The sequence below is a fragment of the Hamadaea sp. NPDC051192 genome (assembly GCF_040682475.1).
Lineage (GTDB): Bacteria > Actinomycetota > Actinomycetes > Mycobacteriales > Micromonosporaceae > Hamadaea > Hamadaea flava.
Genome location: NZ_JBFBAZ010000084.1, coordinates 1 through 11,713 on the forward strand (window position 1 = coordinate 1; position 11,713 = coordinate 11,713).

An 11,713-nucleotide genomic window follows, 5' to 3' on the forward strand; every position below is an offset into this window, starting at 1 on the left:
GATCGAATCTTGACCCAAGATTCGATCCGGAACCCTGATCCAGCACGTCCGTCCGCGTCGGAGCGGGCAATCGATAACGGTATCGATATCGATCAGATCCATGCCCTTGAAGTTGTCGAACGCTTGTGGCAGGGTCCAATGTGAGCGTTAACATCCACGGCTGCCGGTTGCCCACGAAGCGGCCGGCGGCCCGTCCCCCACGGCATTTCCACGGCGGGACCGATCCCCACGGACCGGTCCCGGGCGAGCGATCCGCCCAGATCATCGCCCGAACTCTCAAGGAGCACGCATGGGATTCCACGCTGCCCGTTCATCGAAGAAAGCACGGCTGGCCGCGATCACCGCCGCAGCCGTCGCCGCGACGGCGTCGACCACGGCGGTCGTCGCAGCCCTCCCCGCCGATGCCGCGACCGCGGGCTGCTCGGTCGCGTACGCCGTCTCGTCGCAATGGCAAGGCGGATTCGGCGCCAACGTCACGATCACGAACCTCGGCGATCCGGTGTCCAGTTGGACGTTGACCTGGTCCTTCGGCGCCGGTCAAACGGTGACCCAGTACTGGAACACGGCACTGACGCAGAGCGGCGCGGCGGTGACCGCGAAGAACGTCAGCTACAACGGCTCGATCGCCACGAACGGCACGACTTCGTTCGGCTTCAACGGCTCGTGGACCGGCAGTAACCCGGCCCCGGCGAGCTTCGCCATGAACGGCGTGACCTGCACCGGCAGTGCGTCGCCGACGGCTTCGCCGACCGCATCCGCGAGCGCCTCCCCGACGCCGACGGCCAGCGTCACACCCACGAGTACGCCGCCGCCCAGCTGCGTACTGCCGTCGACCTATCGCTGGACCTCGACCGGTTCGCTGGCCACGCCGAAGGCCGGGTGGGCGTCGCTGAAGGACTTCACCACCGTGCCCTACAACGGCAGGCACCTCGTGTACGCGACGACCCACGACACCGGAACCACGTGGGGCTCGATGAACTTCGGCCTCTTCACCAACTGGTCGGACATGGCCTCGGCCAGCCAGAACACGATGTCGTCCAGCACGGTCGCGCCGACGCTGTTCTACTTCGCCCCGAAGAACGTCTGGGTGCTCGCGTACCAGTGGGGCGCGACGGCCTTCTCCTATCGGACCTCGACCGATCCCACCAACGCCAACGGATGGTCGTCGGCGCAGCCGCTGTTCTCGGGGACCATCACCGGTTCCAGCACCGGACCCATCGACCAGACGCTCATCGGCGACGGCACCACGATGTACCTGTTCTTCGCCGGCGACAACGGCAAGATCTACCGGGCGAGCATGCCCATCGGCAACTTCCCGGGCAACTTCGGGACGACGTCGACGGTGATCATGAGCGACACGACGAACAACCTCTTCGAAGCGCCGCAGGTCTACAAGGTCCAGGGCCAGAACCAGTACCTCATGATCGTCGAGGCGATCGGCGCGAACGGGCGCTACTTCCGCTCGTTCACCGCCACCAGCTTGGGCGGCACCTGGACGCCGCAAGCCGCCACGGAGGCCAATCCCTTCGCCGGCAAGGCGAACAGCGGCGCCAGCTGGACCAACGACATCAGTCACGGCGAGCTGATCCGCAGCAGCGCCGATCAGACCATGACGATCGACCCTTGCAACCTTCAGTTGCTCTACCAGGGCCGCTCACCCAGCTCCGGCGGCGACTACGGCCTGCTGCCGTACCGGCCCGGCGTACTGACGCGACAGAACTAGGGCGTGAGGAGAGATCATGCGGAAACACAGAACGCTCACTGCTGTCGTGGCGTCGGTTGCGGCGGCATTGCTGACCTCCACCGCCGTCGCGGTGGCGCTGCCGGCCGGGGCGGCCGCGGCCGGCTGCTCGGTGAACTATGCGGTGTCGTCGCAGTGGCCGGGCGGCTTCGGGGCCAACGTCACCATCACCAATCTCGGCGACCCGCTGACGAGCTGGACGCTGACCTGGTCCTACAGCGCCGGGCAGACGGTTACCCAATACTGGAACACCACGCTGACCCAGAGCGGCGCGGCGGTCACCGCCAAGAACGTCAGCTACAACGGCTCGATCGCCACGAACGGCACGACTTCGTTCGGCTTCAACGGCTCGTGGACCGGGAGCAACCCGGCCCCGACCAGCTTCGCGGTGAACGGCGTGGTCTGCACCGGCAGCCCCGGTTCCTCACCTAGTGCCTCGGCCAGCACGTCGCCCAGCACGTCGCCCAGCGGTTCCGCGAGCGCGTCACCGAGTACCGGGCCGGTGGACATCACGGTGAACAGCGCGACGAAGTACCAGCTGATCGACGGGTTCGGCGCCGCGGTCTCGATCTGGGGCAGCGCCTGGTCGACGGCGGAGACGCAGACGCTGGTCGGGCTCGGCGCCAACCAGTTCGGCCTGTCGATCGTGCGTACGGGGATCTCGCCTGTCTCCAGCGAATGGCCGACGCAGGTGGGCGCCTTGCAGACGGCGAAGTCCTACGGATCGAACGTCAAGATCATGGCGTCGCCGTGGACGGCCCGGCGGCGTGGAAGTCGAACAACAGCCGGACCAACGGCGGCAAGCTGTTGCCCGACTACTACGACGACTACGCGAACCATCTCAACAGCTACGTCCAGTACATGCGCGGGCAGGGCGTCGCGATCGACGTCACCTCGGTCCAGAACGAGCCGGACTGGCATCCGGACTACGACTCGATGGACTGGAGCGGTACGGAGTTGGCGAGCTGGGCGTGCGCCCAGGGCGCGAAGGTGCAGAACACCAAGTTGCTCGTCGCCGAGGCGGTGAACCTCAACTACGGCTACACCGATCCGGCCCTGAACGACGCGTGCGCCCGCGCCAACGTCGGCTACATCGGCGGTCACCTGTACGGCACCGAATCGGCCGGGCGGCTTGGCCCGTACCCGCTGGCCGCCCAGTACAACAAGCCGGTCTGGATGACCGAGTGGAACCTGCACGCGGCCGACGGCGACGGCGCGGCCATCTGGGGCGACCCCGCCAACCAGGCGGTCTGGAACGAGACGCTCGACGACATCATGCGTACGGTGCACCGGTCGATGGAAGCCAACTGGAGCGCCTACATCTGGTGGTACGGCAAGCGTTTCTACTCCTTCATCGGCGACGGTGAGGCCGCCTACGGCACCACCGCCGGGGCCCCGTTGAAGCGCGGGTACGCGTTCTCGCAGTACTCGAAGTACGTACGCCCGGGATACCAGCGAATCGGCCTGACCAAGAGCACCAAGGCCTCGCCGCTGGAGATCACGGCGTACGCCGGGGGCGGGAAGCTGACCCTCGTGATCCTCAACCGGTCGACGAGCGCGGTGAACAACGCCGTGATCCAGGCCCCGCAGGCCATCACGAAGGCGGAGCACTACCTCACCTCGCAGACCCAGTCGGCGGCCGGTCAACCGACCACGGTCAGCGGCTCGACGGTCAGCGTCAACGTCGCGGCCCGCAGCATCTCCACCGTGGTCCTGACGCTCTGAGCCGACCGGAAAAGCAGCGGTCCGGCAAAGCAAAACGGGGCCGCACGCGATCCAGCGTGCGGCCCCTTCGATATCCGATCATGACAGGGTGTACACCACCATTCCGTGCGGCTCCGAGCCGGACTGGTACAGCCCGCCGCCGGACATCTCGGTCACGCTGTCGAGCCCGATCATGTCCTGGTTCAGGCCGATCACCTCGTCCACGCCATCCCCCGTGAGGTCGGCGATGACGACGTTGCCCGTCATGTACGTGCTGTCACTCGCCAACGCGCTGGGGTAGTTGGCCGGACCGGTGAGGACGGACGCGTCCCAGGCGGTCACGCCGGCCTCGTTGCCGGTGACCACGAGCGACTGCCCGCCGACACCTCGCGCGAACCCGCCCGAGTACGGCACCGGCAGCTGGTTGCGGTGATACACCGTGCCGTCCGGCGTCACCAGGGTGAACGCCGCCGACCGGATCTGCAGCAACCCGGCCGGGCCGGAGGCGTATGCGTGATGGGTGAACGTGCCGCCGTCGGTGAACGTCTGGACCACGGCGCCGGTCCGGGCGTCCGTCAGGTCGACCTGCGTCGGCCCGACGAGCGAACCGGGCGGCGCGGTGAGCCAGGTGAAGGCCACCGTGTGCCCGTCGGCCAGGGACAGGGTCGGCGCCGCGGCGACGCCCTGCCACAGCTGAGCGCCCCGGATCGTCCGGCCCTCCACCGCCGACGGCGTCACCGACCAGCGCACGTCCCCGGAGCGTCCGTCGACGGAGAACCCGCCGACGACCGGGGCGGACAGGTCCAGTGCTCCCGATGTGTTGTAGGAGGCCAGTACCGCGCCGTCGACGACGACGGCGTTGGAGAGGCGTACGCCGTCGGCCGGGCGCTGGGTCCACAGCCGTTTGCCGCTTCCGGCGTACGCCCGCAGCGCGTCGGTCGGCACGACCAGCTCGGCTCCGGCCTTGCCGTCGAGGTCGGCCGCCGTCACCGTCCAGACGTAGTCCCCGGCGATCGTCGTACGCACCCGCCCGCTGCGCGGATCGAGCACCTGAGCGGCGTCGGTCGCGGCCGCGACCACCTCCGGTACGCCGTCCCCGGTGACGTCGGCCAGTTGCAGCTGGTGCACCGGACCGGCGGTCACCTGACGCCACAGCACCTTCGGGTTCTCCGCCGAGGCAGCCGACGTCCCGAGGGACGCGCCGTCGAGAGCGAAGACGCCACGCGATTCGCCACCGACGACCAGGTCGGTGACGCCGTCGCCGTTGACGTCGGCGGGCACCGCCGTCACCAGGTCACCCATCAGCGGCGTGACCTGCGCGACCTGCCCGCCGCCGGCCGAGTACCGGTAGAGCGTCTGGTTCTGTGCGATCGCGACGACCTCACCGGCCTGCGCGGTCAGCACCAGGGGCTGACCGACGTCGCCGGTGGTGCTCCACCGGACGGTGCCGTTGGGGCCGTCCATCGCCACGACCGAGGTCACCCGGTCGCCCGTGCGGTTGGCCGAGGTGCCGAGACCCTGCGGTTCCCACTGCCCGGCGACGACGGTCCGCCCCGAGGTCGTGAGGCCGAGCGAGATCGGGCCGTCGCCCGCCGCGCCCGTCCGCTTGACCGCACGCGCCCAGATCTCGCTGCTGCCGTCCGTGCCGTCGAGCGCACGGGTCTGGGTGGTGTTGACGAACATCGTGCCGTCGAAGAACGTCTCGTTGACGACGTACTCCGGCGCAGCCGACCCGGCGACGTCGGCGACGACGAGGTTGGTCGGCAGGGCGTTGACCCGGCTGCTGCGCAGCGTCCGCGCCCCGGTGGCCAGGTCGTAGGTGACCAGGTCGTAGCGGCCGCTCGCGACGGTCACGCCGTCGAGCCCGATCCGCTGCTCCAACGCCACCAGGCGGTTCCTCGACGGGTCGGCCCGCAAGAACCGGGCGTACGCCGGGTTGGTCACGTCCCAGCGCACCGCGCCGGAGACGCTGTCGACCAGCACCGTGTGGCTGACCACGGTCGCGCTGCGGTACGACTCGATCCACCCGGCGGCGACCTGGCCCGGCCCGGCCGCGTCCAGCGTCGTGAAGACCGCCGTCCGGGAACCGGTCGAGACCGTCCACTCGCGATCGACGGTCATGCCCGGGGTGAACCGCCAGCCGTGCAGCTCCGTCTGCTGGGCGGCCGGCGTCTGCGTGTTCGACCCGGCGATCACCGTCGCCACCAGCGTGCCGTCGGCGATGGCCACCTGGTAGGCGGCAGGCAGCAGGGTGGACCACTGGGTCGCCCCGGTCTGTCCGTTCAGGACAGTCAGGAACGTGCCCGTGTTCAGGGCCGAACCCGGTTTCGTGAACGGCCGGTACGGTGCGGCCCCGACCTCGGCCAGGAACGCGACTTCGGGGATACCGTCGCCGGTCAGGTCGCCCACGGCGTACGACTGAGGTTCGAGGGTGCTCAGTGGGCCGTAACCGAGGTAGATCCGCGCGGAGTAAGGCTCGATCTGCCAGGGCCGCACGGGGCTGACCTGCCAGTCGGTGTGCAGTGACGCGGTACCGCGCCGCCACACGGTGTCGCCCGCCGCGGTCATCCGCGCGACCGACCCGCCGCTGTGCACGACCAGCAGATCGCCGCCGGGCAGCGCGCTGGTCGCGGTGACCCCGCGCACGGTCTCGACCAAGCCGGTGGCCTTCATCCCGGTGGTCGTGGCCGCCGCGGTGGCGTCGGTGTCCGCGGTGGTCTCGGCCACGTCCAGCCGCCGCGCGGCCTGCGCTGTCTGCGCCTCGCTCGGCCCGGTCGGGTCCGTCGCGTCCTTCGCGGTGGTCGCCCCGAGTGGGGCGGTGAAGGTGATCGCCTGGTCGCGCTCCAGCACGACCTCGTTGTACGCGTAACGCAGCCCGTCGGTGCCCGCGACGTTCTCCAGACCGATCGTCGCCCCACCGCCCCGCGCGGCGGAGTTCCCGCCGAGGTGGCGGTACTGGACGGTGATGTCGCCGTTCTCGGCGAACACCGCCTCGGCGCTGATCCGGGTACGCCCGTCGGAGGCGAGCAGCGCGTCGTCCCACTCGACGACGAACCGGCGATCCCCGGTACGCCCGAGCAGTGCGGTCTGCACCTTCGCCCGATCGTCGATGATCAGGTCGTCCCAGAACGCGGCGACGACCCCGTTGGGGTTGCCCAGGCCGGGCAGGATCGTGTTGGCGTAGTCGCCCAGCCGGGGTTCGGCGAAGTTGACCAGCCCGTTGGTCGTCACGTACGCCGTGGTCCGCTCGACGCCGTAGAAGGTCACCGGGAACGGCAGCGCGACGGTGGCGACATCCTCGTCACCCTTCAACGGCAGCCGGTCGTGCGCGTCGACCCAATCCACCCGGGACGGTGTGCAGGTGTAGCCGTACCGGTCGCTGCGGTTGGGCAGTGCGAAGTCCAGCGCCGCGTCGGCGTCCACTGTCAGCGGCCGCGACATCGGCGCGTTGCACAGCACCGGCGCGGCCGGGCTCGCCACCACGTCGTACGCCCCCTCGGCCACCGCCGCGAAGCGGTAGCGGCCCTGGTCGTCGGTGGTCGCCTCGTCCAACGGCGTACCGGAGACCCGGACGGCGGCCCCGGCCAGCGGCCGGCCGAGGACGTCGTAGACGCGGCCGGACACCGCGTGCTGCGGTGCGGCGGCCAGCGTGAAGTCCCGGCGGCTCTGCGTGTTGGCGGTGACGGCGACGCCGGTCGCCTGCGCGTCGACGCGGCCGTAGAGATGCGCGGTCACGGTGTACTCGCCGACCGGCAGGTAGATCTGGTACGAGCCGTCGGCCAGCGTCCGCACCGAACGCGTGGTGTCGCTGGAGGTCGCGGTGACCGTGACGCCCGGCAGCGGATCGCCCGAAGCCGGGTCGGTGACCGTGCCGGTCGCCGAGCCGACCTCACCGCGCGGCGCGGCGCTGACCGCGGCGTACGCGTCGAGGCGGCCCTCGCCGAACACGTTGTTCTTGGCGGCCGTGCCACCGCAGGTGAGGTTGGCCGTGTCGACGGCGGTCGAGTCGAGCAACTCGGTCGTCCGGGTGAGGTCCCCGACCAGCGACGGCGCGGCCGACCACAACAGCGCGATCGTGCCCGCGACATGCGGTGCGGCCATCGAGGTGCCGTTCATCGCGGTGTAGCCGTCACCCGGGTACGCCGAGCGGATGTTGGAACCCGGCGCGGCGATGTTCGGCTTGGCCAGCCCGGCGACCGACGGCCCCCGGCTGGAGAAGCTGGAGATCGTGTTCGCGGAGGTGAACGACCCGACGGCGTACGCGTCCGCGTTGTCGCCCGGCGAGTTCGCGGTGCCACAAGCCGGGCCGCTGTTGCCGGCGGAGAACACGGGGAAGATCCCGGCCGCCCGCCACGCGGCGATCATGTCGGCGTACCAGAGGTCGTTCTGCCCGCCGCCCCACGAGTTGTTGACGATGTTCGGGGCGAGATCGGGCCGGGGGTTCGCCCCGGTGCTGTCGGTCGGCGCGAGGATCCACTGACCCGCCAGCAGCAGCGACGACTCCGAGCACGAGTCGGTCTCGCAGCCCTTGGCGGCGATCCACTTCGCACCGGGCGCGACGCCGATGCCGCCCGCGCCGACCATCGTGCCCATCGTGTGCGTACCGTGGCCGGCGTTGTCACACGGCGCGGCGGTCGGGCAGATCCCGGCCGGGTCGTACCAGTTGTAATCATGCGAATAACGGCCCGCGCCCAGTGTTCCCCGGTACGCGGCCGCCAGCGCCGGGTGGTCGAACTGCACCCCGGAGTCGATGCTCGCCACGACGACGCCTTCGCCGGTCGTGCCGTACTCGCTCCACACCTGCGGGGCGCGGATGCGGTCGATGCCCCACTCCACGGCCTGCGTGCTCGCGGTCGCGTCGACGGCGGCGGTGTCGGGAAGCTGGAACACCTTCTCGGCGGTGATCGCCTCGACGTCGGAGCGAGCCGCGATCGTCGCCAGGACGGCCGCGTCGCCGGTGACCCGGACCTCGTCGGCGATCCAGAACGACGTGTACTTCGCCTTCGCCTTGTCCAACTGCTCACGCAGCCCGCGCTGGCTGCTTTCGGCGTGCTCGGTCAGCGCCTGGTACGCCGCCTTCGCCTTGCCGGCGTGCGTAGGCTGCTTCTTCGCCTCGGACAGATCAGCGGAACCCTTGAGGCGTACCAAGAAGGTGGCCTGGCCGTCGGCGGCGAGATCGGCTCGGACGGCCGGGTCGACGGTGGCGGTCGAGGCGGCGGCGGTCGCGGCGACGGGCGCCGACGCGACGGCCCCGACCGTCGTCAGCAGGGCCACAGCGACCGGCAGACTCAGCCGCCGCAGAAGCTTTCGTGACATGAGGAGTGTCCCTTCCCGCCGCGGGGGGGTTCGCGGCATGATGGGACTATTCGCCCTCGGCGGCAAGATCCGCTAGAGCTATGGATGGCCGATCCCCGTCAATGACCGGTGTCGGCCAGTTCCCTGATAGGACGGTCAGACCCAGCCCCGTCGAGTGGCTTGAATGCCCGCCTGGAACCGGCTCGTCGCACCCAGCCGCTCCAGCAGGCGGGTGATCCGCCGGCCGAGCGTACGCGCGCTGACGCCGAGCTGCCGGGCCATCGCCTCGTCCTTGAGCCCCGAGCCGAGCAGCGTCAGCAGCGCGCGATCCACCTCGTCCAGGTCGTCGGGCAGCCCAGGGGTGTCCGGCCGCAACGGCGCGGCCCGCTCCCACAACGACTCGAACAACGCCGCCAACGCCGAGGAGAGCAGCGACGGATGCACCACGATGACGCTGCGAATCCGGCCCTCCCGCACCGACAACGGCAACAACGCGCGTACGCCGTCGACCACGATCAGCTTCAACGGCACGTCGGCCAGCGTCCGGGCCTGCTCGCCCGACCGGATCGCCGCCATGATCACGTCATACCGTCCAGGCAACTCCAACGCGGCCGTCGCATAGATGGCCCGATTACGGATGTTGCGATCGAACAGCGACTGCTCCGCCTTCGCCGACGCGGAATGATCCACATACGGCGGCGCGTCCAGCACCGCGACCTCCCGGGTCGCCGACCCCACCAACTCCATCATCATGTCGACGGCCGCCCGCTCGCCGTCGACCACCTCGGCCAACCGGCTCGGCTCACTGCGGGTGATGCCTTCGGCGTACTCGACGGCCAACGCGGACGCGGCCTGCAGCACCTGCTCCAGCGCCTCCTGCCGGCCCCGGACCAGCGCCGCGATCCCGACCTTGGGATCCCGCGCCCGATGACCGCCCTCGCCTCGCTCGACCAGCTCGGCCTGAATCAGCTCACCCACCAGGTCGGCCAGCCGAGCCCCGGGCAGCCCGACCTCCTCGGCCAACCCGGCGTCGACCGGGCGACCCGGCGAGCGCAGCATGGCGCGATAGACGCGTACGGCGGCCGCGGAGACACCGACGGCGTCGAGCGGCCCGTCAGGGGTGATCATCGCGACAGGCTAGCGGTTGACCATCGTCCGCGCAGGCCGTGAGCCCGCATACTGATGCGCGCGACCAGGAGAGGAGAACGACGGATGCGAATCGTCTACGCCGAATCGACGGGCGAGATCGAGCTGTCCGGCTCCGCGGAGGATCTGTCGCGCCTGGCGCAGCGTCTACGGGGAGAGCAGGAGCCGATTACTCTCGATCGGCGGACCGATCCGGCCCCATCCGATAGGGCGCTGTCGACGGTGACCATCACGTTGACCGGTCAAGCCGTGCGCGTCTCAGTGGAAGGTGACACGCTGCGACTCGACGGCGGCGCAGAGTCCTTGGAACTGCTGGCCGACAATGTCCAAGGCGTCGCCGACGCCGGCGATTCCGATTATCACCTGCACATTGAGCACCCCGGCCACGAATACGTCGCGCCGACGTCGCTGCCACTGGTGGTGGCGCTCAGGTCGTGACGTCGTGATCTGAGCGCCGTTGCGACGGACGGGAGCGGGTCAGCGGGGGGCCCAGACGGTCGCGTCGATCTTCGCCTCGTCGCCGGTCACGCTGATGAACTTGATGAGCACGATGTATTCCGAGTCGCCGGATCGTAGGCAGAACCGCGCGCCCTTGAAGTACTTCTCCGAGTCGGCCCTCACACCGTGGCCTTCCCGGGCCACCAGGTCGGCGCAGTCCGCCGCGGTCGGGTCGGCGGCGCCCTTCCATTGCGCGATCATGGAGAAGCTGGCGGTGGAGATCCTGCCGCCGGCGTCGTACGTGTCCATGCCGCCATGCTCGGGCCGGATGACCGGCGGCACCGAATCGAAGTCGATCCCGTAGTTGGAGAACAGCATCGTGTTGTGCCACAGCGGATCGTCGGCGCCACCGGTCGGCGTGCTCTGGCTCGGCGCGGGCTTCGGCGACGTCGTCACCGGGTTCGCGGAGGTCGAGGTTCCAGCGGCGGACGCGGGGGAGTCGTCCTTGTCGGACCCGGCGATCTGGTAGACGAACGCGCCGACCGCGACGAGCGCGGTCAGCAGACCGGAGATGGCGGTGAGCAGGCCGGGCAGCGACGTCCAGAAGGACGAGCCTTTGGCCGATTCCGGCGACGACGTGGGTTCAACGCTCACGAGCTTCGGACTCCCAGGACACGGCGATGGGCACGGCGAGGTGAAACGATACTGGTCTAGGCCGATCGCGGCCCCGGGTGATTCTGCCATGGTCGTCGATCGCCGCGATGCCGGGTCCGATCCGGACCTTCGCGGTAGCTGGAAGCCGTGCGGCGGGACCGTTCCCGGCCCCGCCGCGTACCCGGTCAGTATTCGATCGGGCAGATCCGCACACCCGGACACGGGTCGTTGGGGTCCGGGTCGGGGTCGCTGACCGGCGGTGCGGTGTCGAAGATCAGCCGGAAGTGCGCCTGGCCCTGCACCTCCCCGTCGTGGCTCCCCTTCACGTAGCTCGCCTTGTACGTGTAGACCTCACCCGGTCCCGCGGAGACGCTGAAGTACTTCTGGTTGGAGACACAGTTGCCGCTGGCCGTCGTGCTCTCGTTCGAGCCCACGAAGCTGTTGTCCGGCCGGTACGCCTCCCAGCGCGGGGTGGTGCCGGGCTCGATGCCGTTGCCGCCGAGCTGGAAGCTGTAGGTGTAGTTGTAATACAGGTGGAAGTCGTAGGTGCCGCCGTCCACGGCGTCGGACTCCCACTTCACGTACAGCCCGCCGTAGATGAAGTAGACGTGGGCGTCGGTCTGGCAGGACGCGGCGTACGCGGCCGGCGGCGCGGCGACGAGACCGACAGTGGCGGCCGTCAGCCCCATGATGAGCGCCGCCACGCGGGCGACCAGTCGTCGGTGCAGCTTCATG

At 69.7% G+C, this 11,713-nt stretch carries 7 protein-coding genes and 1 pseudogene; 4 read left to right on the plus strand and 4 right to left on the minus strand.

Annotated elements, in window-relative coordinates; genetic code table 11:
* Positions 1 to 289: 289 nt before the first annotated feature.
* The 3 genes and pseudogenes from AB0M47_RS28290 (at position 290) to AB0M47_RS28300 (ending at position 3,466) form a co-directional block, all read left to right on the plus strand.
* Positions 290 to 1,723 carry a non-reducing end alpha-L-arabinofuranosidase family hydrolase gene (locus AB0M47_RS28290; RefSeq protein WP_363419361.1) on the plus strand — a complete coding sequence of 478 codons (1,434 nt, stop codon included), beginning with the start codon at positions 290 to 292 and terminating at the stop codon, positions 1,721 to 1,723.
* Positions 1,724 to 1,739: 16 nt separating this feature from the next.
* Positions 1,740 to 2,210 (plus strand): annotated as a pseudogene (locus AB0M47_RS28295) (cellulose-binding domain-containing protein); the annotation flags it as partial.
* A gap of 281 nt (positions 2,211 to 2,491) precedes the next feature.
* The gene (locus AB0M47_RS28300; RefSeq protein ID WP_363419409.1) at positions 2,492 to 3,466 is read left to right on the plus strand and encodes a hypothetical protein; all 975 of its coding nucleotides are present in this window, start codon (positions 2,492 to 2,494) and stop codon (positions 3,464 to 3,466) included.
* 78 nt (positions 3,467 to 3,544) lie between these two features.
* Here the strand turns inward: AB0M47_RS28300 and AB0M47_RS28305 are convergent, their stop codons facing one another.
* Complete coding sequence (locus tag AB0M47_RS28305) at positions 3,545 to 8,761, minus strand: S8 family serine peptidase (protein ID WP_363419363.1); 5,217 nt, start codon at positions 8,759 to 8,761, stop codon at positions 3,545 to 3,547.
* A gap of 135 nt (positions 8,762 to 8,896) precedes the next feature.
* The gene (locus AB0M47_RS28310) at positions 8,897 to 9,868 is read right to left on the minus strand and encodes a hypothetical protein (protein WP_363419365.1); all 972 of its coding nucleotides are present in this window, start codon (positions 9,866 to 9,868) and stop codon (positions 8,897 to 8,899) included.
* An 84-nt stretch (positions 9,869 to 9,952) separates the two neighbouring features.
* Here AB0M47_RS28310 and AB0M47_RS28315 point away from each other — a divergent pair, with 84 nt between their 5' ends.
* Positions 9,953 to 10,324, plus strand: a complete 372-nt coding sequence (locus tag AB0M47_RS28315; protein WP_363419366.1) for a hypothetical protein — start codon at positions 9,953 to 9,955, stop codon at positions 10,322 to 10,324.
* 39 nt (positions 10,325 to 10,363) lie between these two features.
* Here the strand turns inward: AB0M47_RS28315 and AB0M47_RS28320 are convergent, their stop codons facing one another.
* Both AB0M47_RS28320 and AB0M47_RS28325 read right to left on the minus strand, forming a co-directional pair.
* Entirely contained in the window at positions 10,364 to 10,978 is a 615-nt protein-coding gene (locus AB0M47_RS28320) for a hypothetical protein (protein WP_363419368.1), read from the minus strand.
* Between the two features lie 185 nt (positions 10,979 to 11,163).
* A complete protein-coding gene (locus tag AB0M47_RS28325; RefSeq protein ID WP_363419370.1) occupies positions 11,164 to 11,712 on the minus strand; it encodes a hypothetical protein in 549 nt (182 codons plus the stop codon).
* Position 11,713 lies beyond the last annotated feature (1 nt).

Excerpts from the sequence above, each read along its gene's own strand:
- AB0M47_RS28290 (WP_363419361.1), top strand. The coding sequence starts at position 290 with ATGGGATTCCACGCTGCCCGTTCATCGAAGAAAGCACGGCTGGCCGCG.
- AB0M47_RS28305 (WP_363419363.1), bottom strand. The coding sequence starts at position 8,761 with ATGTCACGAAAGCTTCTGCGGCGGCTGAGTCTGCCGGTCGCTGTGGCC.
- AB0M47_RS28310 (WP_363419365.1), bottom strand. The coding sequence starts at position 9,868 with ATGATCACCCCTGACGGGCCGCTCGACGCCGTCGGTGTCTCCGCGGCC.
- AB0M47_RS28315 (WP_363419366.1), top strand. The coding sequence starts at position 9,953 with ATGCGAATCGTCTACGCCGAATCGACGGGCGAGATCGAGCTGTCCGGC.
- AB0M47_RS28325 (WP_363419370.1), bottom strand. The coding sequence starts at position 11,712 with ATGAAGCTGCACCGACGACTGGTCGCCCGCGTGGCGGCGCTCATCATG.